Source organism: Desulfurivibrio alkaliphilus AHT 2 (assembly GCF_000092205.1).
Lineage (GTDB): Bacteria > Desulfobacterota > Desulfobulbia > Desulfobulbales > Desulfurivibrionaceae > Desulfurivibrio > Desulfurivibrio alkaliphilus.
On sequence record NC_014216.1, the window covers coordinates 869458 to 892974 of the forward strand.

Annotated in this window: 21 protein-coding genes and 1 pseudogene; 8 read left to right on the forward strand and 14 right to left on the reverse strand. The window is 60.6% G+C overall.

The annotated features are described in order from the left end of the window. Positions 1-33: 33 nt before the first annotated feature. From DAAHT2_RS03715 to DAAHT2_RS03735, 5 genes are all read right to left on the reverse strand, one after another. Complete coding sequence (locus tag DAAHT2_RS03715) at positions 34-1443, reverse strand: tetratricopeptide repeat protein (RefSeq protein ID WP_013162964.1); 1410 nt, start codon at positions 1441-1443, stop codon at positions 34-36. Between the two features lie 105 nt (positions 1444-1548). Further along, on the reverse strand, positions 1549-3141 hold the full coding sequence (locus DAAHT2_RS03720; RefSeq protein WP_013162965.1) for an HD domain-containing phosphohydrolase: 1593 nt from the start codon (positions 3139-3141) through the stop codon (positions 1549-1551). Next, the gene (locus DAAHT2_RS13770; RefSeq protein ID WP_013162966.1) at positions 3138-4670 is read right to left on the reverse strand and encodes a sensor histidine kinase; all 1533 of its coding nucleotides are present in this window, start codon (positions 4668-4670) and stop codon (positions 3138-3140) included. The genes DAAHT2_RS03720 and DAAHT2_RS13770 overlap by 4 nt, the downstream gene beginning before the upstream one ends. Next, entirely contained in the window at positions 4655-5851 is a 1197-nt protein-coding gene (locus DAAHT2_RS03730) for an FIST signal transduction protein (RefSeq protein WP_013162967.1), read from the reverse strand. The genes DAAHT2_RS13770 and DAAHT2_RS03730 overlap by 16 nt, the downstream gene beginning before the upstream one ends. A gap of 28 nt (positions 5852-5879) precedes the next feature. Then, the gene (locus DAAHT2_RS03735) at positions 5880-6266 is read right to left on the reverse strand and encodes a response regulator (RefSeq protein WP_013162968.1); all 387 of its coding nucleotides are present in this window, start codon (positions 6264-6266) and stop codon (positions 5880-5882) included. 229 nt (positions 6267-6495) lie between these two features. Between DAAHT2_RS03735 and DAAHT2_RS03740 the strand changes: the two genes are divergently transcribed. Beyond that, a complete protein-coding gene (locus DAAHT2_RS03740) occupies positions 6496-6912 on the forward strand; it encodes an Hsp20/alpha crystallin family protein (protein WP_013162969.1) in 417 nt (138 codons plus the stop codon). 52 nt (positions 6913-6964) lie between these two features. Further along, the gene (gene lon / locus DAAHT2_RS03745; RefSeq protein WP_013162970.1) at positions 6965-9430 is read left to right on the forward strand and encodes an endopeptidase La; all 2466 of its coding nucleotides are present in this window, start codon (positions 6965-6967) and stop codon (positions 9428-9430) included. Between the two features lie 77 nt (positions 9431-9507). On the opposite strand, the gene DAAHT2_RS03750 is transcribed toward lon, so the two are convergent. Then, positions 9508-10350 carry a mechanosensitive ion channel family protein gene (locus DAAHT2_RS03750; RefSeq protein WP_013162971.1) on the reverse strand — a complete coding sequence of 281 codons (843 nt, stop codon included), beginning with the start codon at positions 10348-10350 and terminating at the stop codon, positions 9508-9510. A gap of 161 nt (positions 10351-10511) precedes the next feature. Here DAAHT2_RS03750 and DAAHT2_RS03755 point away from each other — a divergent pair, with 161 nt between their 5' ends. Further along, the gene (locus DAAHT2_RS03755) at positions 10512-11696 is read left to right on the forward strand and encodes an MFS transporter (protein ID WP_013162972.1); all 1185 of its coding nucleotides are present in this window, start codon (positions 10512-10514) and stop codon (positions 11694-11696) included. A gap of 33 nt (positions 11697-11729) precedes the next feature. On the opposite strand, the gene DAAHT2_RS03760 is transcribed toward DAAHT2_RS03755, so the two are convergent. After that, on the reverse strand, positions 11730-12386 hold the full coding sequence (locus DAAHT2_RS03760; protein ID WP_013162973.1) for a site-2 protease family protein: 657 nt from the start codon (positions 12384-12386) through the stop codon (positions 11730-11732). A 15-nt stretch (positions 12387-12401) separates the two neighbouring features. Next, positions 12402-13361 carry a ParB/RepB/Spo0J family partition protein gene (locus DAAHT2_RS03765; RefSeq protein ID WP_013162974.1) on the reverse strand — a complete coding sequence of 320 codons (960 nt, stop codon included), beginning with the start codon at positions 13359-13361 and terminating at the stop codon, positions 12402-12404. 109 nt (positions 13362-13470) lie between these two features. On the opposite strand from DAAHT2_RS03765, the gene DAAHT2_RS03770 reads away from it, so the two are divergent. The 5 genes from DAAHT2_RS03770 to DAAHT2_RS03790 all read left to right on the forward strand — a co-directional run bounded on the left by DAAHT2_RS03770 (position 13471) and on the right by DAAHT2_RS03790 (position 16434). Continuing rightward, positions 13471-14157, forward strand: coding sequence for a RibD family protein (locus DAAHT2_RS03770; protein ID WP_157861406.1), 687 nt, complete (start codon positions 13471-13473; stop codon positions 14155-14157). Between the two features lie 71 nt (positions 14158-14228). Next, positions 14229-14972 (forward strand): hypothetical protein, encoded by a 744-nt coding sequence (locus DAAHT2_RS03775; protein ID WP_013162976.1) that lies wholly within the window; start codon positions 14229-14231, stop codon positions 14970-14972. Between the two features lie 96 nt (positions 14973-15068). Beyond that, a complete protein-coding gene (gene ung / locus DAAHT2_RS03780) occupies positions 15069-15773 on the forward strand; it encodes a uracil-DNA glycosylase (protein WP_013162977.1) in 705 nt (234 codons plus the stop codon). A 116-nt stretch (positions 15774-15889) separates the two neighbouring features. After that, positions 15890-16123 carry a ribbon-helix-helix domain-containing protein gene (locus DAAHT2_RS03785; RefSeq protein WP_013162978.1) on the forward strand — a complete coding sequence of 78 codons (234 nt, stop codon included), beginning with the start codon at positions 15890-15892 and terminating at the stop codon, positions 16121-16123. Then, the gene (locus tag DAAHT2_RS03790; RefSeq protein WP_013162979.1) at positions 16120-16434 is read left to right on the forward strand and encodes a type II toxin-antitoxin system PemK/MazF family toxin; all 315 of its coding nucleotides are present in this window, start codon (positions 16120-16122) and stop codon (positions 16432-16434) included. The genes DAAHT2_RS03785 and DAAHT2_RS03790 overlap by 4 nt, the downstream gene beginning before the upstream one ends. Positions 16435-16440: 6 nt before the next feature. On the opposite strand, the pseudogene DAAHT2_RS03795 reads toward DAAHT2_RS03790, so the two are convergent. The 6 genes and pseudogenes from DAAHT2_RS03795 to DAAHT2_RS03820 all read right to left on the reverse strand — a co-directional run. After that, a pseudogene (locus DAAHT2_RS03795) lies at positions 16441-16605 on the reverse strand (nicotinate-nucleotide--dimethylbenzimidazole phosphoribosyltransferase); the annotation flags it as partial. A 29-nt stretch (positions 16606-16634) separates the two neighbouring features. Then, positions 16635-18083 (reverse strand): putative bifunctional diguanylate cyclase/phosphodiesterase, encoded by a 1449-nt coding sequence (locus DAAHT2_RS03800; protein ID WP_013162980.1) that lies wholly within the window; start codon positions 18081-18083, stop codon positions 16635-16637. Positions 18084-18141: 58 nt separating this feature from the next. Then, positions 18142-20253: a c-type heme family protein gene (locus tag DAAHT2_RS03805; protein ID WP_013162981.1), complete on the reverse strand. Its 2112-nt coding sequence runs from the start codon at positions 20251-20253 to the stop codon at positions 18142-18144. Continuing rightward, positions 20250-20795, reverse strand: a complete 546-nt coding sequence (locus tag DAAHT2_RS03810; protein ID WP_013162982.1) for a methyl-accepting chemotaxis protein — start codon at positions 20793-20795, stop codon at positions 20250-20252. Before DAAHT2_RS03810 ends, DAAHT2_RS03805 begins: the two co-directional genes overlap by 4 nt. 16 nt (positions 20796-20811) lie before the next feature. After that, positions 20812-21996: a cytochrome c3 family protein gene (locus DAAHT2_RS03815; RefSeq protein ID WP_013162983.1), complete on the reverse strand. Its 1185-nt coding sequence runs from the start codon at positions 21994-21996 to the stop codon at positions 20812-20814. 32 nt (positions 21997-22028) lie between these two features. Next, positions 22029-23516 (reverse strand): YncE family protein, encoded by a 1488-nt coding sequence (locus DAAHT2_RS03820; protein ID WP_013162984.1) that lies wholly within the window; start codon positions 23514-23516, stop codon positions 22029-22031. Position 23517: the final 1 nt, after the last annotated feature.

Sequence of the window (23517 nt, forward strand, 5' to 3'; positions counted from 1 at the left end):
CTGATCGCCCGAAGATGCGGTGCTGCTGGACGCTTACGGCCGCAGCAGGTAGAGACGGCCTTGTACCCACCGCTCCTTTTCCCGCCGCAGATCGCAGCGCCGCTCATTGACCACGGTGAAATCATGGCGGCTTGCCAGCTTGTGGATATAGCCCGGAGCGTGGGCGTAGCGACCGTTTTCCTGCAAAACAAAACCACCTTCACAATCAACTTCTTCCGTGGAAAAAAGCAGCAGCCCCCCGGGTGGCAACAGGTTGCCGATCTCGGCAAAGAAAGGTGCCAGATCACCAAGATAGTTAAGCACATCGGCGGCCACCACTAAGTCGTAAGTGGCGCGGTGTTGTTGGCAGAATTCCAGAATATCCTGCTGGTGCAGCTGGTCATAAACCATCTTTTCCCGGGCCTGGGCCAGCATACCGGCGGAGAGATCCACTCCGGTAAGTTCGGCCGCCTGGGCCAGAAAGGCCTCGCCGGCCAGGCCGGTCCCGCAGCCCAGATCCAAAAGCCGGTCAAACATTTGCCCGCCGGTGGCTTCCCGCAGCATCTCGGCCATGATGAAAGGCACCCGGTAGCCCAACTGCTCCATCAGCTCACTTTCAAACTTTTCTCCGTAATGATCGAACAGGCTGGCCACGTACTCTTTTGGCGGGGACGCCGGGGTTTCCTCGCGCAGGGCCGCCAGCATATGCCGGGCGGATTCCGCCTGATGATCGAGGGCCACCAGTTTTTCAAAAAAGGTAATGGCCAACTCCTTTTCCTCCAGCTCCACCCACATGGCGCCCAGATGGCCAAGGGCCGGAGCATAGTCGGGATCAAATTCGATCACCCGGAGAAAACAGCGCAGCGCCTCGGTGTAACGGCTCATGCGGCGATAGAGCACCCCCAGGTTGTACAGCACCTCCCGGTCGTCGGGGGCGGCGGCCAGGGCCCGGTGATAAATGTGGGCGGCGGCGGAAAATTTTTCCAACCGGGTTAAGGCCAGGGCCAGGTTGTAGAGGGTATCGACATCGTTTGGCGCCAGGTGCAGCGCCTCCTGGTAAGCCTCCACCGCCAAAGCTTCCTCGCCGCGTTGCAGGCGGGCGGTGCCCAGGTTGTACCAGGCTCGGTGGTGTTCGGGTTTTAAGGCCAGGGCCTGGCGGTAAAAGTCGATGGCCAGTTCATCCTCGCCCCGATCATGACAGAGGGTGCCCAACTGCAGGTGGAGGTCGGCATGCGGCGGAGCCAGGCGGCGGGTTTCGGCAAAACAGCGGCGCCCCTTATCGGCCTCGCCGGCAACCTGATAAAGCAGGCAGAGGGCAACCCGGGCATCCAGGTGGTCGGGACAATTTTTTAAAATATCCCGGTAAAGATCTTTCGCCCGCTGAAAATCTCCCTGTTCCTGGGCCTCGGCGGCGGCCAACAGTTTATCTTCCGCCTCCGGCTGGTTTTCCGGACAATAATGCATGGTTCAACCTTGTGTTTTTCGGCTGCCCGCCGCCTGCGACTCGGCCCTTTGAGCGTTTTGGTCGGCCTGTTAAGGAGCTTGGGCGAAACCCGGGTGGTTGCTGTTCTATTCGCCGATCCGGCGCCAGATCTTTTGAAAATCATCCTCACAGGCCAAAAAGGCCTCGACGATGACCGGGTCAAAGTGGCTGCCCGCCGACTCCACAATGATTTTACGGGCCGTGGCGTGGTCCATGCCCTCCTTGTAGACCCGGCGGGAGCGCAGCGCGTCGTAGACATCGGCCAGGCTGACGATCCTGGCCACCAGGGGAATCTCTTCGCCGGCCAGCCCCCGGGGGTAGCCGCTGCCGTCCCAGCGTTCATGGTGCCCCTCGGCGATTTCGATGCCGAAGCGGATCAGGTCGCTGCCGGGATACTGGCGATCCACCGCCAGCAGGGTTTCCGCCCCGATGGTGGCATGCTCCTGCATAATGGCAAATTCCTCCGCTGTCAAGCGCCCGGGTTTGAGCAGGATGGCATCGGGGATACCCACCTTGCCGATGTCGTGCAGCGGGCAGGCGGCGTAGAGATTGTCGATGAAGGACTCGTCGATCAACTTGCAAAACCTTGGCATGGTTTGCAGGTGGCGGGCCAGGACCCGGCTGTATTCCCGGAAGCGTTCCAGATGCTCGCCGGTTTCCGGGTCGCGGGATTCGGCCAGCTTGGAAAGCGAGAAGATGGCGGCCAATTGGGCCCGGGAAATTTCCTGCACCTGCTGGCGCACCCTTTGTTCCAGGAGTTGATTGTGCTGTTCAATTTCCTGCTTATAGTGCAGTTCCTGGTCGTAAAGTCGCTTTTTCACCAGGCTGGCATTGACCCGGGCCCGGAGCAGGACCGAGTTGAAGGGCTTGGCCAGGTAATCATCGGCCCCGGCCTCCAGGCAGCGCACCACACTGTTGATATCACCCACCGCCGAGATCATCAGCACCGGGACATGGCGGATCAGCTCGTTTGCCTTGATGCGGCGCAAGACCTCGTAACCGTCCAGCTCCGGCATCAGGATATCCAGCAACACCAGGTCGAAGGCTCCCGTTTCCAGCATGGCCAGGGCCTGCCGGCCATTTTCCGCCTCCATCACCAAGTAACCCAAACGGCGCAGGCGGCGGCTTAATACCTCGCGGTTGGCCGTGATATCATCGACCACCAGGATCAGCGGCTTTTCTCCCCGATCATCAATGGCTTGCAGGGCTTTTGCTTCCGTGCGGCCGGGGGGTGTTTTCGGGGTCGGCGCGGCGGCGGGTTTACCGGGGGTCACGCCCTGCCGGTAGCCGGTCAGGGGCAGTTGCTGTAGCTTGTTGACCTCCTGCAGGACCAGCCGGGACAAGACGTAAAACTCTTGCAGTTGGCCGGTAAAATCGGGAACTTCAGGGTTTTCCTCATGATCCTCCAGCAGCATCTCGGTGTAACCCAGGATGTTGTTCAAAGGGTTGCGCAGGTCGTGGCGGGCGGTGGCTACATCAAAACCGGCGCCGGCCTGGAGGGCCGACAAGGATTTAATCAGATCCATGATCTCCTTGCTGGCCCGGTTGATCTTGGCCAGATCCTCCTTGCTCTCTTGTTCCAGCCCGCCACAGCCGGTGACCATGTTTTCACTTTGATCGAGCAATTTTACGGCCAGATCCAACAGGTTCCACTTGTGTTCGGGGACGCGAGGATTCATGAGCTCACCTGTGCTTTGCCATTTTTTTCATCCTGCCGGGCCGTCAGGGGCAGGGAGACGGTGAAGGTGGCGCCGGCGCCGGGGCGGCTGGTGGCCTTGATATCGCCACCCATCATCCGACAAAAATAGCGGGAAATGACCAACCCCAGGCCGGTGCCGCCGTATTTACGGGTGGTGGAGGAGTCGGCCTGGGTAAAGGGCTGAAAGATTTTTGCCAGTTGCTCTTCAGACATGCCAATACCGCTGTCACTGACGGCAAACTCCAGCCTCGGCTGCCGCCGGAGGCGGCAAAGGCTGGCCTTGAGCATGATCTCCCCGTCGGTGGTGAACTTAGTGGCATTACTTAACAGGTTGTATAAAACCTGGCGCAGCTTGGTGGCGTCGGTAAAGAGCGTGATCTCCTCAGGCGGGGTGTCGACCTGCAACCGGTTGTTGTTTTTGACCACCAGCGGCCGAATGGTGTTCACCACGTCGTTTAGCAAAGGCTCCCACTGAACTTCCTCCAGGTGCAAATCCAGCCGACCGGCCTCGATCTTGGAGATATCGAGGATATCGCTGATCAGCATCAAGAGGTGCTGGCCGGCGCTTTTAATCTTTTCCAGATCCTCGCTTATTTCCCACTCGCCCCATTCGCTGGCATCCTCGAGCAGCAATTCGCTGTAGCCTATGATGGCGTTTAAGGGGGTGCGCAGCTCGTGGCTCATGTTGGCCAGGAAACGGCTTTTGGCCCGGTTGGCCGATTCGGCGGTTTCCTTGGCCTGTTGCAGCAGGCGTGATTGCGCTTCCAGCTCGCGGGTCCGCACCTGGACTTTTTCTTCCAGCGAGTCGCGCTCTTCCAGCAAGGCCCAGTAGAGCATGGCGCTGTTGATGGCGCTGGAAATCTGGCTGGCCAGGCTGGCAAGCCCCAACTGGACGTTGCCGTCGGGCACGATTTCCGCGTAAACCTTGCCGGCGGCCTCGGCATTGCCGGCCAGAACAACGCCGATCAACTCATCCTTGCCGCTCATGAAGGGCTGGGTGAGCATGGAAACCAGGGTGGAATCAATGGGGGTGTCGCTACCGATCAGCAGGGGGATGGCCATGAGGTGGTCCATCTCAAGCTGCTTGGCCAGCGGCGCCAGCAGGGGGAACGGGTGGTCCGGGGTATGGATAAGGGGGCGGTTTTGGCGCAGCGGCGCCAGCAGGGGGGAGTCGGCGGCAAGGCGCAAAGAGGCCAGCTCCGGCTCCCAGTGATCTTCAAAAAAACCGTCGTGGGCGGCCACGTTGAACTTGCCCCCCAGTTGCTCATCCAGCAGCACCAGGCACCGCTGGCAGCCGATCTCGTAGAGCACCACCGGGGGGATTTCCGCCGCAATACGCCGGATATCCAGCACCCCGGTGGTGCGCTGGCCCAGGTCGTGCAGGGCGCGGAAAATCCTGTTTTGATGCTCCAGTTGCCGCTGAGTCTTGTAGAGCTTGTGCTCGGTGCGAAACAGGGTCTTGAGCTGCTCGGCAAGCTGTTCGTTTTCGGCCTCTAGGTCACGATGCATGCCACCACCGCGCTGTAATTGTGGAAGAAATTACTTTGCCGGATGGGCCCGATTTCACCGTAGGTGTAAAAGCCCAGCCAGGGGACATCGTGGTCGATCCCCATTTGCAGGCGGCTGATCAGTCGGTTTTTTTCCTCCTCCCGGAACATCATCCGCCCCCGGCCGGCGCAATCGAAATGGGCCACCAGGCAGGGGCGACGGCCCGCCAGTTGCCGCTTGATCTCCAGGTTCAAGGTTTCCGCCCCGGAGTACATTTTCTGAAAATCCCGCCGGGTCATCCACACCGGAATGCCGGAGGTGGCGTCAAGCTCGGTGGGTAACAGTACGGAACCGTCGCTTTCATCCTTGGCCGGGGTGAAACGGACGATGTAGCCCTCGTAATCGTCGGCCATGGCGTCCGGGGTGCGGAAGCTGAAGCAGAGGTGCACCCGGGCCTGGTCCAGGTTTTCCTCGTCATCGGTGCCCAGGTACTCCTTGAAGATTTCCAGGGCCGGTTTGCCGTCGATCTCGTAAACCTTGTTGCCCTCGCAACGGGTAATCATCCGCTCCCGGCCGATGGGCACGCAGCCATGGCTGATGCCGGAGACAATCTCCGCCGGGCCACACAGTACGGCGCCGGCAACGCCGTCGGAGAAGACCTGGTCGTCGCAGTACTGGTAGGTGCGGGTCAGTTGCCAGTTGTCGGCTGCGGCCCCGCCGAAAATGGGGAGAAAACGCTCGGGCCGGGCGGTGTCTTCAAAGCCGTTGCGGAAACGGTCGAAATTAACGTGAATGCCGTCGGTGAACAGGAACAGGGCGGCGGCATCGGCGGGGATGGCGCCCAGCTTGGCGGCGGTGTCGCAACCGGCGGCGTAGGGGTCGTCGCGCAACCCCTGGGTCATGGCGTGGATAAAGCGCAGTTCGTCTGATTGCCACACCATCACCGCCAGGGCATGGCTTTCTTCGATGGCCTGCTCGTGGACGATGATGCCCTCGGCGGAGCAACCGATCAGCGGCGCCCGGCCGCCAGCCTCCCGCACGGCGGCCACCAGTTTTTCCTGGGGGTAGCCGACGGTGGCAAACATCATCATAAAGTCGCAACGATCGATTCCGGCTTGGGCCATGGCGGCCTGAACGGCCTCACGCCCGGCCTCGGAGGGGTTACGATGAATACTTGTGCCGACTCCTGTGCGGGTGGTCATGGCTATTCCTTAAAAGTTATCGGTGAAGTTAGGGCTCAGGGGCGGCGGCCGCTTTATGCAGCAGCTTGTCGATCTTGCTTAGCAGCCGCCGCAGGTCGATGGGCTTGGTTTCAAATTCGTCACAGCCGATAGCCAGTGCCTTGCGCCGGTCGCTGTCCTGGGCGTGGGCGGTGAGGGCGATTATCGGCAGGGTGGCGGTCTCCCGCTGGGCCCTGAGGAGGCGGGTGGTCTCCCAACCGTCGAGTTCCGGCAGGCTGAGGTCCATCAGGATCAAGTCGGGAATGATGGCGGTGGCCATGCTCAAACCCTGGCGGCCGTCGACGGCCTCGAGCACCTCGAAGCCGCGTCGTCGCAGGCGCCGCGAGAGCATGTCCCGGTTCATTTCATTGTCTTCAACCAGTAGAATTTTGACCATGATTGCCCAGATCGGCTCCCAGCCCACGTTCTGTTTATGTTCTGTTAACCTTAGTAAATAATATTTATCGTTATCGAATGTCAAGAGTGCTTTTAATTAATTAGTAAAACACCTGTGCAGGCAAGTGCACCTTGACAGCCAGCCTTTGCGGTCACATAATTTAATTTGTAAATTTGCATGTAAGCCATGAAGCTGTCTGTTGATTTTTTGTGTTAAGGAGCGTGAAACCATGGATGAACGCAGCAAGCGCATCCTGCTGGAGAAGGGGATGAACCGCATGGCCCGGGAACTGGGACGGCGAGGAATAAACCCTATGGCGGGGGCTTGGTCGGTACCCACCGATATTTTTGAAACCGATCAAGAGTTTGTCGTCTGCCTGGAACTGGCCGGGGTCGATCCGACCGCCATTCAGGTAATCGCCGAGGAAACCCGGCTTACCGTCTCCGGAGAGCGAAAATACAACTTTCCTGCCGAGGTGCGGCGGGTGCATCAACTGGAAATTGAACGGGGCCATTTTGAAAAACGGATCTCTTTGCCCTGGCCCATTGATGTGGCGGCCGCCGGGACCGAATTCCGCCAGGGCTTCCTGGTAATTACCATGCCCAAACAGCGGCGGCGGGTAACCATTCCGGTATCGGCCGGATAGGCCGCGGCGCTTGCGCCGCCCTGTGATTATCATTAACCAACGGTGAAACAAGATGACCGATGACAAAAAAGATATGGAACAGCCCGAGGCTGAACGGGAAATTGTAAACGAGCCGCAAGAGAGCCCGGAACAGAAGGGTAAAAAGAACAATCCGGCCAACCTGCCGGTGCCGGAAGAACTGCCGGTATTGCCGCTGCACGGTTTTGTCTTTTTCCCCGGCATGGGCTTTCCCATGCAGATCAGCCACCCCTCCTCGCAGCAACTGGTTGATGAAACCATCATCAAAGACCGGCTGGTGGCGGTGGTGACCCATCGCCGGCTGGAAGAGGAAGAGGATGAAACCGCCAGGCCCTCCGAGGCCCTGCCGGAAATCCCCGCTACCCCCAAGGGTGAAAACCTTTATTCCATGGGGGTGGTGGGTTACATGCACAAGTTGATCAAGTCCGACGACGGGGTCTACCAGGTTCTGATCAGCGCGGTTAAAAAACTGCGGATTGTGGAATACACCCAGCACACCCCTTATCTGCAAGCCCGGGTGGAGGTGGTGCCCATGGAAGAGAGCATGGACCAGGAAAGCGAGGCCATGCTGCTCAACATCCGCAACCAGTTCAAAAAAATGGCTGACCTGGGCGGGGTGCCCAAGGAGCTGGGGATGACCGTGGCAGCGCTGACCAACCCCTTTTACATCGCCTACCTGGTCGTTTCTCAGGTTGGCTTGAGCATGGAAGAGGAAGAAGCGGTCCTGGAGATCGAAGACCTCAAAGCGCTGCTCAACCGGGTGGGCCATGAATTGAACAAAAAGCTTGAGACCCTGGAGATGAGCCACAAGATCCAGAAAGGGATCAAGCAGGACATGGATAAAAAACAGCGGGAGTTTTTCCTTCGCGAACAACTCAAGGCTATCCGCAAGGAGCTGGGCGAAGATGATGAGAACATTGACTTAAAAGATCTGCGCGAACGCCTGGAGGCGTCCGACTTACCGGAAGAACCCAAAAAAACGGCGGAAAAGGAGCTGGACCGGCTTAACCGTATCTCCCCCTCATCCCCGGAATACACGGTTTCCCGCACTTATCTGGACTGGCTCATCGACCTGCCCTGGCAGACCTGCACCGAGGACAACCTGGATCTCAAACGGGCCCAGGAAGTGCTGGATGCCGATCATTACGGTCTGGATGACATCAAGAAGCGAATCATCGAGTTTTTGGCGGTGCGCAAACTCAAGCATGACATGCACGGCCCCATCCTCTGTTTTGCCGGTCCGCCGGGGGTGGGCAAGACCTCTTTGGGGCAGTCCATTGCCCGCAGCATGGGGCGCAAATTCGTGCGCATCTCGCTGGGCGGGGTGCGGGACGAAGCGGAGATCCGGGGCCATCGGCGGACCTATATCGGCGCTTTGCCCGGCCGCATCATTCAAAGCCTGCGCAAGGCCGGCTCCTGTAATCCGCTTTTCATGCTGGATGAAATCGACAAACTGGGGATGGATTTCCGTGGCGACCCCTCCTCGGCCCTGCTTGAGGTGCTGGACCCGGAACAGAATTTCTCCTTTTCCGACCACTACCTGGAGATTCCCTTCGATCTCTCCCGGGTAATGTTCATCACCACCGCCAACCTGCTGGATAATATTCCCGGCCCCCTGCGGGACCGCATGGAGGTGATCGAGCTTTCCGGTTACACCGAAGAGGAGAAGATGCACATCGCCCGGCGCCACCTGGTGCCCAAGCAGTTGGAAGCCCACGCCATCAGCGAGGATGACCTGCGTTTAAGCGACCAGGCCCTGGCCGGGATAATCCGTTCCTACACCCGGGAGGCCGGGGTACGTAACCTGGAACGCAAGATCGGCGGAGTCTGCCGGGGGGTGGCCAGAAAAATCGTGGAAGGGCACAGCGGCTTAATCGAGGTCGGTCCCGACGACCTGGCCGAGTACCTGGGCCCGCCCCAGTTTTTTTCGGAAAGCAAGGCCCGCACCTGGGGGCCGGGGTTGGCCACCGGCCTGGCCTGGACCCCGGTGGGCGGCGATCTGCTCTTTATCGAAACCGCCCGGATGAAGGGCAAGGGCAACCTGAGTTTAACCGGCAAGCTCGGCGAGGTGATGAAGGAGTCGGCCAATGCGGCTCTTACCTATATCCGCTCGCATACCGACAAACTGGGGCTGGATGAAAAGATTTTCGCCGACAACGACCTCCATGTCCATGTCCCCGAAGGGGCAATCCCCAAGGACGGCCCCTCGGCCGGGGTGGCGATGGTGGTTTCCCTGGCCTCTCAGCTCATGGGTCGCCCGGTGCGCCGGGAAGTGGCCATGACCGGCGAGATCACCCTGCGGGGCGATGTTTTGCCGGTGGGCGGCATCAAGGAAAAGGTGCTGGCGGCGGTGAGGGCCGACATCAGCGAGGTTATTCTGCCCAAGCTCAACGAAAAGGATCTTACCGAGCTGCCGGAAAGCGCCAGAAAGAAGGTGAAGTTCCACCTGGTGCACGATATCAACGAGGCCTTGGAGAAGGCCTTGGAGCCGGACGACTAAAGTAGCGGGCGGTGATTGCGCCACAACAGGGCAAGCGGATCGGCATGATAGCCGGCCCGCTTGCCCCGGCAAAAGCTTCAAGCGGCCGGCTTTTCCTGGTAAAAATGCACGTCCCGCTGGGGGAATGGAATGGTGATCCCTTCGGCGTCAAAGGCCTTTTTGACCTTTTCCTGCATATCCCAGTAATAGGGCCAGAGATCATCGGTGGGCACCCAGGCCCGCACGATGAGGTCCACCGAGCTGTCACCCAGGCCACCGACACAGATCCGGGGCTCCGGCTCGGCCAGGGAGCGTGGGTCTTCCTCCACCAGGCGTCGGCAAATTTCCTTGGCCTGGTCGATGTCATCGTCGTAATGGATGCCGAAGGTCATGTCGCAGCGGCGTTTGTCGTAAATGCCTACATTGACCACGGCGGAGTTGGCCAGGCTGCCGTTGGGAATTACGATGCGCCGATTGTCGAAGGTGTTGACCACGGTATAGAGGATCTGGATCTCCGCCACCGCCCCCAGGAAACCCTGGGCCTCGATGGTGTCGCCGACCTTGAAGGGCTTGAAGATCAGGATCAGTACCCCGCCGGCAAAGTTGGCCAGGCTGCCCTGCAGCGCCAGCCCCACCGCCAGGCCGGCGGCACCGATAACGGCAATGAACGATGTGGTGGCCACACCGACCATGGAGGCCACGGAAATCAGCAGCAGAATCTTCAGGGTAACCCCGGCGAAGCTGCAGAGAAATTTGACCAGGGTGGGGTCTTTGCTTTCAAGTTTCCGCGCAAGCAGATTTACCAGCCGATTGATCAGCCAAAGGCCGACCAGCAGAGTCGCCAGGGCCAGCACGATTTTGGGTGCAAAGGACAACGTCATCTCCATGAACTGCTGCAGCAACTGGCCGGCCTGATCGCCGGTTCCGAAAAAATCGTCCATGACTAAACCCTCGAGAGAAATATTTTGCAGATAACTCCGCCCAAACCAGCCAAGTTTGCTCCTGCTGCCGGTGCTGAAAAATCAGGATCCTGCCTTCCCATAGCGGTTGCGCTTTTGCTTGTCAACCTTAACTCCCCGCATTACCCGGTGGTGGCCCGCTGATGCCATATCGCTTGCTGCTGCCACTGCTTTTTGCCGTTTTTACCGCTCTGCTGGGAATCGGCATCATAGTGCCGGTGATGCCGGTGTTTGCCACCAGCCTGGGGGCCAGCGGCCTGGCCCTGGGGTTCATCATCGCCTCTTTTTCCATTACCCGCGGGGTCTGTCAGCCGGTGGTGGGGATCCTTTCCGATCGCTGGGGGCGCAAAGGGTTCATGCTGGCCGGGCTGCTGGTCTTCGGCACCGTCGGTCTGCTGATCCCCCTGGCTACCTCGGTGGAGAACCTGGTACTGATCCGGGCCTTGCACGGGGTGGGCTCGGCGATGATCGTGCCGGTGGCCATGGCTTACGTTAGTGATCTGGCGCCCATGGGGGAAGAAGGACGCTACATGGGGTTGCTTAACTCCGCTATTTTTGCCGGGATCGGCAGCGGCCCGCTGCTGGGCGGTATCTTCACCGACCTCTGGGGCATGGCGGCGGCCTTTCATGCCATGGCCGCTTTAAGTTTTCTTGCCCTGGTGCTGGTCTTGCTGCAGGTGCCGGCCATGGCCGTTGACCCCGAACGGGCCGGCAACGGGGACGGGCTGTTCACCGCCATGGCTAAAATGCTGGCCAGCCGGCGCACCTCGGGTCTGCTGCTGGCCCGCCTGGCCACCATGATCATCATGGTCCCCACCATGGCCTTCCTGCCGCTGTTCATGACCCAGGCCTTTGCCGCCAGCGCGGTGCAGATCGGGGTGGTGATTTCGGTGCGCACCCTGATCAACGCGGTGCTGCAGGGGGTCGGGGGGCGCCTGGCCGACCGGCATGACAAGCCGACGCTGCTGCGGATCGGTTGTTTGCTTATGAGCGGGGTGATGATTCTGATTCCGTTAGCCGGCAACTTCTGGAGTCTGCTGCTGCTTTTCGTGGTCCTGGGGCTGGCGGAGGCCATCATCTGGCCCACCCTGGGGGCGCTGGCCACCGAAGAAGGGCGCAAGTACGGCCAGGGCACCATGATGGGGGTCTACAACCTGGCCATGAGCGGTGGGGTACTGACCGGCGCCCTGGCGGCGGGGATTGCCACCGACTGGTTGGGAATTAAATGGTCCTTTCCGCTCATCGGCATCGTCGTGCTGGGTCTGACCATGTTTGCCATCGGCACCATCGCCGCCCACCGGCAGCAGCCGGCTGTTGCCGGGAGTTAGCAGGGCCAAAAGTGGGCGGGTTCAGACGGCGGTTCAGATCCCCAAGATGGCAAAGATCAGGCTGCGCAAAGCGAAAATCGGCGGGCCGATGATACTGCCCAGCATGCCGGTGGCCAACAGGGCCAGCAGGATGATGAAACCCACACTTTCCAGCCGGTTGTACTGCATGGCCAGCTCCGGGGGCAGCAGCCCGGAGACGATCCGGCTGCCGTCCAGCGGCGGGATCGGCAACAGGTTGAGCACCATCAGGATCAGGTTGATCAGCACCCCGGCCCCGCCCATGTAAATTAAAGGCAGGCCCAGTAGGGGGGTGGAGGGGTTGAGCATTAGGCCGACTTTCAGCACCAGCCCCCAGAGCAGGGCCATGCCCAGGTTGGCGGCTGGTCCTGCCACCGAAACCAAAATCATATCCCGCCGCGGGTCCCGCAGATTGCGCCAGTTGACCGGTACCGGCTTGGCCCAGCCAAAGATGAAGCCGCCCAGCATCAGCAGAATCCCCGGCACTAAAATGGTGCCCACCGGATCGATATGCTTGATGGGGTTCAAGCTCAATCGCCCCAGCATCTCGGCGGTGGGGTCGCCCAGCCTGCGGGCCATCCAGCCATGGGCCACCTCGTGCACAGTAATGGCAAAGAGCAGGGGCAGGGCCCAGACGGCAATTTTTTGGATCAGGGTAAGTTCGGCCATCATTTTGCTGCGGTTCTCCTAAAAATTATTTTCACTTGCCAGGGCGGCTTGGAGCCGGGGCAGGCACTGTTGTAAAATTTCCCGGTTTGCCAACGGGAGGGTAAGGGTTACCTGGTCATCTTCAAAAGAACGAGTGGGGGCAACACTCCAGCCGTCAGGCAACCGCAGGCGCGCCTGCCAGGTGTTGAACTCCTGCTCGGCGGCGGTCAGTTCCGGATAGCGGCAAGCCGTGAGGTGCCGCATCAGGGCTGCGGTTTGCTGGGGAGCGTTCATCTCCGGGTGATCAAGGATCTCGCGAATTTCCTCGCCGGCCAGAATTTGCCTTATAGACACCCGCCGGCGGCGGGAAAGTTCCCGACAGATCTCGGTCAGTTTCCGCTGGTTGCCGGCACTGAGTTGCAACAGCTCGATCAACTCAAAAATGGTCAGCCGTTCAGGCAGCGACATGGTCAGCATCTCCCGGGCCACCGGCTCCTGCAGCCGCCCCTGGTGCAGGGCCACGGCAAAGGGTTCCTCCAACTCCGCCAGCTCGGCCCAGCGCTTAAGCTGAAAAGGGGTCATGGCCGGTCCCGACAAACGGGACAGCAGGGCGGGCAGTTGCTCTTCAGCCAACAGCTCGAGCACTTTGCGGCCGAACAGGGCCAGTTCCACAACGGTGGGAGCACGTTTGCAGGCAATCGCTTCATGGGCCAGCACCAGCAACTCATCATCGCCGATGGCCGGCGGCAAAACCAGGCAGGGCAGGGCGGTGCAGTTGAACCGCCGCACCGCCAGCCAGGCCCGCCGCTGCCCGCTGAGCAACTGATAAACGTCTCCCCGCGGGTAAACAATGGGGGGGTGCAATAGACCCACCCGCTGAATCGAAACCGCCAGCGCCTCATCGGGCTCTTCCACCGGGATGGGAGAAAACCGCCAGGAGAGGTCGGCGAAATCCAGTTGGGTGGCCAGCACCCGTTGTATTTGTCCTTGCGCGATCATAAAAGCTCTTGCTAATGTTGGCGGGCTGTTAAAGAGTACCGGGGAGCGACCGGAAAAGCAACAGTAAGCGATCACGGGGCACCCCGTGATCGCTTACCCGGTGGCCCCAATGATCACTCATAAGCAACAGGATGAAACAGAGGAGCACAGTGTGGTGATGCGGGTAAGCCTGATAGCGGCCATGACCTTGTGCGGGCGAATCAGCCCGGCCACCATGGGCAGCCGGCAGGATCGCCGTTTCCTGGAGGAAAGCCGGCAGGCCACCGACGCCAGCCTGCTGGGGGCCGGCACCCTGCGCGAGGGGGATGCCGAAATGCGCGGCCCGGGAGGCATTTTACCGGAAAACCGGATCCGGGCCATCATCAGCGCCTCCGGCCGCTTGCCGCTGGAGCAACGGAAAATCTTTCAAATCGGCCCCCGGCCCCTGATCTTTACCGCCGCTGAGCGGGCCAAATCACTGGCTGACCAGGCCGGCCAACGGGCCGAGGTCATTGCCCTGCCGGCCAAAGACGGCTTTCTGGATCTGGCGGCGGCCTGCCGCAAGCTGGCCCGGCGCGGGGTCAAAGAACTGCTGCTGGAAGGTGGCGGCACCCTGAACTTTCACGCCCTGCGGCAGAGGATAGTGGATGAACTGCTGGTTACCATCGCCCCCAAGCTTTCCGGCCACCGGGCCGCCATCTCCCTTGCGGACGGCGCCGAACCCCTGGGCGATCCCTTTCTGGATCTGCAATTGCTATCCTGCCACCCCACCTTAAACGGTGAACTGTTCTGCCGCTACCGAGTCAACAAAAACTGAACAAGCTTGGCAGGGTGATCGGCTAAAGCAAGGTGGGCCGGAAAAATCAAAAAAATAAGGAGAACCGACCAATGTCCAAACAGGAGCTTGCCATCCTTTTTTCCGGCGGTACCGATTCCCTGGCGGTTTATGCCCTGGCCGCCCTGGGTCGGCATCCGGAGCTGCCCCGGCCGGTGAAGATCCACCTGCTGCACATGCTCAACGGCATGAGCCGGTTCCATGATTTCCCTCGCCAGCGCTTTGCGGCGGCCCAGGAAATTCTGGCCACAAAAAGCATGCAGCCGGAAAAGATGCCGGCGGCGGAAATGGTGGAGCTGGATTCGGGCCGCCTCTTTCAAGGCCTGTGGCTAGACCGCTACGAAGAGTTGATGCCGCGCTACAACGGCAAAAACCTGGTCTGCGTGGCCTGCAAGGTGGCCATGCACACCAAGGCAATTCTCTACTGCACCGAAAATCTGGTACCGGTCCTGGCCGCCGGTTATGCCAAGCGGCAAGACTACTACCCGGAACAGACCCCGGTGTTCATGGAAAAAATCGCTGCTCTCTCGGACCATTTCGGCATTCGCACCATCTTCCCGGTCTTTGAGGATTTCGACCACGAGCAGATCACCCGCCACGTGCTGGAAGATTTCGGCCTGCCCTCCACCGGCGGCGGCGAGCGCAAGTGCCTGTTCTGCCAGACCCTGACCACCGCCACGGAAAAGGAGATCGGCGCTTATCTCGACGAGATGATCCCCCGGGCCGGGGAATATATCGAACACAAACTGCATGGCCGGATACGGGAAGCGGCCGGCGTTTTCCCACCAGGCCGGTAAACCGTGAAGATTGGCCGCTTCGAGTCGCCGTTGTGGCTTTGCCGAAGGTTTGCCCTGCGTTAAACCGGCAGGTAATTATTTTTGAGGGAATGGTTGATGAGCGTCAACGCCGAGCAGATTCAGTTGGAGGAGTCCTGGAAGAACCTGCTGCTGGAGGAATTCGCCCAGCCCTACATGCAGCAACTGCGGGAGTTTCTGCTGCAAGAGAAGAGGGCCGGCAAGGTGATCTACCCGCCCGGCGGCGAGATGTTCAACGCCCTTAACCTCACCCACTTTGCCGACGTCAAGGTGGTGATCCTGGGTCAGGACCCTTACCATGGCCCGGGCCAGGCCCACGGCCTTTGTTTTTCGGTACGCCCCGGCACTGCGGTACCGCCCTCGCTGCTCAACATTTACAAGGAACTGCAAAGCGATGTCGGCTTTTCTCCCCCCAACCACGGCTATTTGCAAAGCTGGACCCGGCAGGGCGTGCTGCTGCTCAACGCCACCCTCAGCGTCGAGCGGGGCAAGGCCGGCTCCCACCAGGGCAAGGGCTGGGAAAGATTCACCGACCGCATTGTCGCCCTGCTCAACGAACAGGGCGAACACTTGGTCTTTCTGCTCTGGGGCAGTTACGCCCAGAAAAAGGGGGCCATCATCGACACCCGGCGCCACTTGGTGCTGCGGGCCCCGCACCCCTCACCGCTGTCGGCCAACCGGGGCTTTTTCGGCTGCCGCCATTTTTCCAAGGCCAACCAATACCTGACCGCCAACGGCAAAACCCCCATCAACTGGCAGATCCCCGCCGAGGCAAGTCTTTGAACGGTTTCTTCAAGGTCGGTTGTGTTGTCAATTTTGATGGCATCCGTAACATGTTTGAAATTGTCCACGATGTGGGTTACTATAGCTATAGATACCCACATTAAGGAGGGTGTGTCATGAGAACAATTCAGATGACCTTGGATGATAATCTTGTTAAGGCGGTCGACCGTGTTTCAAAGGAACTCCACACAAGTAGGTCCGCCTTTACCAGGAAGGCCCTGCAGGATGCTCTGGCCCGTTATAAAAACGAACAACTGGAGCTGAAACATCGTCGTGGTTACGAACAAAATCCGGTTGCCGACGACGAGTTTTCGGTTTGGGAAGACGAGCAGGCATGGGGTGATGAATGAAGCGAGGGGAAATACGCTGGTATAAATTCGCGGCACCGGATAAAAAACGGCCCGTCCTCATCCTGACCCGTGACAGCGTGTTGGAGTACCTGGGTGAGGTTACCATCGCGCCTATCACAACCACCGTGCGCGATATTCCATCGGAAGTGTTTCTTTCGGCGGTCAACGATGGTGTGCCCAGGGATTGTGCCCTTAATTGTGACCACTTGCAGACCGTCTCAAAGGGGAAAATCGGCCCACTGGTCACATCTCTCCCCCGGAACAAGATGTTAGAGGTCGGACGAGCAATCCGCTTTGCACTCGATATTTGATGTTGGCTAACCTTGGCTCACCCCGGCCTCGCCGAAGGTGGCCATCTCGTGCATGATTTTCAGGCCGGCCTCCACCAGGCCCATGGCCAAGGCGGCAGCGCTGGAGATAAAGCCATCCACCACCGGCACCCGGCTTCTGGCCGCCTCCAGAATTTCCCCGCAGAGGGCCGCCGAGGGGAATGTTTTTTTAGGCCGATTCGCTACCCACAAACCGCAGCTTGTGGGAGACGGACGCCGACCTGCAGCAGTTGTTCAAAGTCCGCTTCCGGAAGCGGCTTGCTGAAGAAATAGCCCTGAAACCCGTGGCACCCATGACGGCGCAGGAAGTCCGATTGGCCTTCGGTCTCCACCCCCTCTGCGACAACTTCCAGTCCCAGGGCCTGGCCCATGGCAATAATTGCTCTGGTGATGGCGGTGTCCTGTGGGGTGGTTTCCAGGTCACCGATAAAAGAGCGGTCGATCTTGAGTTGGTCCAGCGGCAAATGTTTCAGCTTGGCCAGCGAAGAGTGACCGGTACCGAAATCGTCCATCGCAAAACCGATACCGTCTTCCCGCAGGGCGCACATTTTGGCGATGGTGTCGTCAATGTCTGACAGCACCAGGCTCTCGGTTAGCTCCAGCTTGAGCCGGTGGGGCTCAAGACTGGAATCGGCGACAATGGTCCGAACCTCATCGACAAATGTTTGCTGCTGGAACTGGCGGGCGCTTACATTGACGGCCAGTTGCCAGTCGGCACCGATATACCGGCGCCAGCGGGTGGCGGCGGCGCAGGCCTGTTGCAGGACCCGGCGTCCGATGCTCAGGATCAGCCCGTTGGTCTCAGCCAAGGGAATGAAATGCCCCGGTGCGATCAAACCCTGTCGGGGGTGGTGCCAGCGAACCAGGGCCTCGGCGCCGACGATGTGGCCGTTGCCGTCGGTTTGCGGCTGGTAATGCAAGACCAGTTCATCCTGGTGTAAAGCCTGGCGTAAATCCTGAAGCATGGCCTCGCTTTCTTCAAGAGCGATCTGTATGGCCGGGTCGAAAAAGCGGATATTACCCGGCCCGGCCTCCTTGGCATGACACATGGCGGTATCAGCGTAGCGCAGCAGGTCAACGGCACTCTCCTCCTGGCCGCGGAACAACACCACACCAAAACCAGCGCTCAAATGGAAATCCCGGTCCATTTCGTATTCGGAGCCGCAGATGGGGGCGGTGATCGTCCGGCGAATCTTTTCCGCCAAACGGCCCGCCCTGGTTACGGCCAGTTCAGCATTGTCGGACAGATTGAGAAACAGGACGGCGAACTCATCACCCCCCCGGCGGGCAATGGTGTCGCAGGCGCGAACCACGGTGCGCAAGCGGGCGGCGACAATTTGCAACAGTTGGTCACCTACCCGGCTGCCCCATAGATCATTGATACCTTTGAACCGATCCAGGTCCAGCAACAACATGGCACAGTAACAGCCGCTACGGGCCGAAACGGCACCGGCCTGCTCCAGACGGTCATAGAACAGGTGACGATTAGCCAGTCCGGTCAGGCGGTCGTAAAATGTCAGCCGGTGGATTTCCGCCTCCAGCGTTGCCAGCTTATCTGGCGAACAACAACCGGAATCCGCGGTTGGCGTGGCCGGCGAAGCCTGATTGACAATATGATGGGAACTGTTCACGTAGCACCTCCAATGCCGGGAATTATAAACTGCCGGAATACGTTTACTTGCGTTGTGGTCATCGAGTCAAAGCGGTGCGTACTTTGGCGGCTAGTTCTTCCATGCTGAACGGTTTCTGGATAAAATTGACCTGCTCAAGGTCCAGTTTAACCTGGTCGGCGACGGTGGCGGAAAGGTAGCCGGACATATAAAGGCAGCGCAGTTCAGGTCGCTGAGTTTGCAGTTGGGCGGCCAGCAGGTGACCGTACATTTCCGGCAGCACCAGGTCGGTGAGCAGCAGGTCGATCTCCGGTTGTTCGCCTGCAATTTGCAACGCTTCGGAAGGGTGGGCTGCGCTGAATACCCGATAACCCAGCCGAGTCAGGATCGTTTCCGCCATGGTCAGGATCGCTTTTTCATCCTCCACTAATAAAATGGTTTCCTGACCTCCCGGCAGGGCGCTGTTGGTTTTGATGGGTTCGGGACCGGCACTTTCCCGGCTGCGGGGCAGGTAAAGACGGAACACGGTGCCCTGCCCGGGCTCACTGTATACATTGATGCAACCGTGATTCTGGCGCACAATGCCATAAACGGTGGCCAGCCCCAGACCGGTCCCCTTACCCTGCTCCTTGGTGGTGAAAAAGGGTTCGAAAATCTGGGCCAGAGTTTTGGCATCCATGCCGCAACCGTCATCGCTGACGGTCAGCAACACGTAGTCACCCGGTTTGGTGCCGGCGGTGGCGGCACAGTATGTGGCGTCCAGGCTGACGTTTTTGCTGGTGAGAGTAATGCGGCCGGGGCCGTTGATAGCGTCGCGGGCGTTGATTACCAGATTGGCCAGCATCTGATCAACCTGGGAGGGATCAATACGCACCGGCCAGATCTCTTCCCCCCGTTTCCATTCCAGGGTGATATCTTCGCCGATTAAACGTTGCAGCATCCGGAGCATACTGCCGACGGTTTCATTGAGGTCGATCACTTTGGGGATGGCTGGCTGCCGACTGGCAAAAGCCAGCAACTGGCGGGTCAGGGCGGCCGAGCGGAGACCTGCCTGGCGGATCGCCCGCAAGTTCTCAAGTTGGGGATCGTCCGGCGCCATCTCTGCCGCCATAATGTCGCAGAAACCGATTACCCCTTGCAGCATGTTATTAAAATCATGAGCCACCCCGCCGGCCAAACGGCCGACGGATTCCAGCTTCTGCGCCTGGTGTAACTGTTTTTCCAGGGTGGCTTTCTCTTCCAGGTTTCGCGCCCGTTCTCGCAGATGCTGCTGGGACTGGGCCATTTGGGCGGCGATCAACCGCGCGGCGTTATTGAGTTCGTCGATTTCGTCAATTTGCCGGGTCTGCTCCAGCAACTGCCGACCTTCTTCATCCACCAGGCTACCCCGGAAACCAGCCAGCATCTGGCGCAAATTATTGACGATCAGCCGTTTGAAACAGAAGGTAAAGATGCTGTACAAGAGCAAGGCCAACATGATGGCGCCGCCAAAGAGAAAAAAAGCGGTTTCCTGGATCCGGGCCATGCCTTTCTCTGCCGGAATGGCCACCCCAACCAGGCCGGCCGGCACATCCAGCGGTTTATGAAAACCACCGCTGTCACCATACAAATCCAGGATGGTCGATGGCGCCGTTGCCGGCTCACCATGGCAGTACAGGCAGCTAGCGCTGTAGGTTACCGGTCGGAAATGCATGAAATATCGCCCCTCTTCCAGCCTGACAATATCGCGCCAGTCTGTGCTTGCGGGGTGGTCTCTAAAGTATTTGATGATCCGCCTTTCCAGTGCGGTGGCTTCAAACTCCGGGTTGCGAGCGTTGATGCTGACCCGGCGGTAGCGGAAGTTCGGGTTTTCTTCCCCGAAATACTCCATCACCTTACGCGCAATGTAAGAGCTGGACATCGCTTCCAAAACGAATTGCTCCGGAGCCATAACCGCCAGCAGACGGGGGCGCATATCCTCCTGGATGTATTTGCGGGTAGCGCCTACGGTGGCCATTACCAGTTCAGCCTGTTGGAAGGTGTGCGCTTCCAGGCTGCGCCGTTCGGAATAATAGGTCACCCCGGCTGCCAGGGCGCAGAAGAGGACCAGGGCCAAGGCCATGACCAGGCGGAAGCGTTGCTGGAGGCCGGCGGGGACCAGGAAACGCCGCAGGCGTACGATACAAGTAGCAGGGCGAGTGGATGTATTCATTTGGTCTTCAACTGTTGCAGTTCCCGGCAGAGCTGGGCCAGATGCTCTGCCGCCGGTTGTTCCCCACCGGCGTTTACCTGTCGGCAGGCCTCCTGAAGCTGTTGCACCCGCAGCCGCAATTCCGCCAGGGTGCCGTTGAGGCCGGCGGCTATTTCAGGCAGGGGATCGCCGCGGCGCAATTTGATCTGCACGGTCAGATCCCCCTGGCGCACCCGTTCCAGCTCCCGCTCGATCCGGTAAAGCGGTCCGGCGATCTTCTGGGGCAGAAAGAGGGCCAGCAGGGCGCCGCCCAGCAGGCTGATCGCCCCGCCGGTCGCCATGGCCAGCCAGAGTAGATCGCTGACCTGGCGGATGGTGAAATGGGCTTCATAAAAGCTGCTGCCCAGTTCGCGCCAGCTGTAGATAAACAGGATCAGCACCGCCAGCAGCACACTGAGCAGCACCACCCCGAAAATGCGCCCGAGCAGCCAGCGCTGCAAATCACGTTTGACGGCCAGGTTCAACATTTTACGTTGTTTATGATCTTGTGCGGATACGGCCATTTGGTTTACCTCTGGTTCAGTAATCGGCGTGGCAGCCCAGGCAGAGTCGCCGTTGGTTTTTGCGTGCCAGGCGGTACGGGGGGGCGCCGGTATGGGGTTGATGACAAGAAATGCAACTGAGCCGACCGTCGGCCAGCAGCCGGTAAGTTTGCCGATCAATGCTCATCCCCGACGGGGGCAAAACATCTACCGGGTGCGAAAGCGGCCCCTTGAGCTTTTCGTGGCACTGGTAACAGACCTCCAGGCTGGTAAAGCGCTCATCGGCCATGGCGGGATGTTCAGGTTCACGTTGTTTTGTGCTGGCGGGGGCAGCCAGCATCATGGTTACCGGGTGTTCGCTTTGCAGGTGCAGCAACAGCCGGTCGGGCAGTTGCTGCACCTCGCCCTGGAGCCGGGGGCGGGCGGCGCCGGCAGTGGTTGCCGCTCGCTCCCGGCTGACAGGTGGAGTGGGCCGGTAGTCGCGGGTGGAGAAGGTAATCTCGGCGGAGGTGGTCCGGTTGCCGAACAGATCCCGGGCCAGGGCCACCAGCCGGTAAGTTTGCTCGGGTTGCAGGCCGCTGATAACCATTCTGTGTTCAGTGCCATGGTACTCATCATCAAAACGGCGCTGGTCAAGCTGCCGGTGCCCATATTTCACTCCGGCGCTGGTGACGTGATCGGTCTGCCAACTGACGGTGGCGCTCCAGACCACCCCCCGCTTGATTTCCTCGACCTGCAGGTTGATGATTTGCGGGGGGGCGGCGGGCGGGGACAACAACGGGATGGCCACCAGCGGCGGCAAAAGCAGGGTGGTGCGTAAAGGGGTAACGTCCGGGCCGTTGGCGACAATGGTCAGTTCCCGCTCCGCCATTGCCAGGGGCAGGAGAAAGTAATGGTCCCGAGCCGTTTGCCAACTGGCGAAGGTGGCGCCGGGAACTTCCCGGCGGTCGGCGGGGGGGGGACTCGCCGCCTTGACATGGCACAGCGTACAGCGTTGCTCTTTGAACGGGGCATGGGCCAGGCGGTGGTCCGTTTCGGCGCAGACTTCCTGGTGGCAGTCGCAGCACTGCTGGCCGGCGGCGGCAGCCGGAGCGGCACCGCCGGAGAGGGAACTGGTGGCAATTGGCAGCAACGAGGCATACAGCAACAGGGCGGCTATCGTCACCGCCGGCCGCAACCGAGCGGTTGGGGTTGGCGAATTATCGTAGAGGCGGCTTTTCATGGTCAAAAAATGCTGCTCCGTGGCGTAATGGTTCAGTCGATGATCACCAGATGCCCGGCCCTGGTGCCCAGCTCCACCCGGCCGGTGACCCGCTGGGAGCCCTGATCGATAATGGTCAGGCCCTCGGCGCTGTCGGCCGCATACAGCCGCCGGTAACCGGTCGCCGTGGCCAGTTCCCCGGGCTGGTGCTCCGTGGCGATCTCCCGCAACAGGCCTGGAGGACGCATACTCAGCAGCGAGATGGTCCGTCCCCGGCGGTTGCTGACGTAAACCCGCTGTTCCGCCGCCACCAGCCGATAAGGGGCGCCGGTGGTGGCGATGCTGGTTACCGGCTGGCCGTCATGGAGGCGGTAAACGCCCACCGTATCGGCGTCGTTTTCCGCCACGAACAGCAAGTCGGCGGCGGCCAGCAGGCCGGCGGGGTCACCTTGCACCGGCCAGACGGTGAGCACCGCCAGGGTGGCCGGATCCAGCCGGTAAATTTCGCGGGAAGCCGAAGCGGCCAGGGCCAGGGTACCGTCGGGCAACCAGTGCAGGTAGCGGGCGCCAAAGCCCAGGCGGCGGCGCTGTTCCACCGCCCCCCGGGCCAGGTCGAACAGCAGCAGGTTGTCGTCCTCATCAAGGAGATACAGGCTCTGCCCATCGGCGGCGAGTAACAGGAAGCTGGGGCGGGTGGTCAAGGGGATGGTCAGCCGGTCAACCGTTCGCCCGGTGGCCGCTTCCACCACCTGGACGGCGCCGGCGCCGGCGGCCAGCACATACAGGTGCCGGCGGCGGTCGTCGTAGGCCAGCCGGGTAGGGCGGCCGGCCACCGCGAAGGAACCGCAGATATGGTCGTTGTCGGTACGCAACAGGTAGACGGTATCGATCTCCGGGGCGCTGATAAACGCCAGGTCGGTCAGCAGCGGCGGCGTTGCCGGTTGCAGCCGCCAGGCCTGCCGCGGCCGGGCAGGGTCCAGGGCGGCGGCGGGGTCCCAGTGCAGGAACAGACTTTGGCTTTCCCCCGGCGCCAGGCGGAAGTCCCCCGGCAAGGGCAGCTTCAACCCCGAGCCGGCCGGCATGACGGCGGGCTCGCTGCCGCTCCGGGGGGCGGCGAAGCTTAGCCGCAGGTACCGATAACGGCCGGCCGGAACCGGTTGCCGGGCCGCAAACCGCTGCCCGCCGGCAATGGCGGCGCTCTCCAGCGTCAGAGGCGCCGGCAGCAGGGCGAATTCCGCCCCGTCGGCCGCCAGCAGGTCGATGGCGGCCAGGGTCCGGACCAGGGCCGGCCCATCCGGTTCTGCAAGTTGAATAAACAGCGAAAGCAGGGCTTCATCCCCGGCCGGAGGCCGGGCCGGAATCGGCGCACCGGCCGGGGATGAAGGGGGAGCAGTGACGGCCGCGCAGCCGCCGGAGAGTAGGCCGATTACCAGGGCTGGAAAGATAAAAGCCCACAGGTGTCGACCCGGCCGCCGGCGCCGGCTGCTCCCGCTTCCCTCTCCCGCTGAAGCGGGCTTATGGGTGATGGTGGTTGGCAGCATC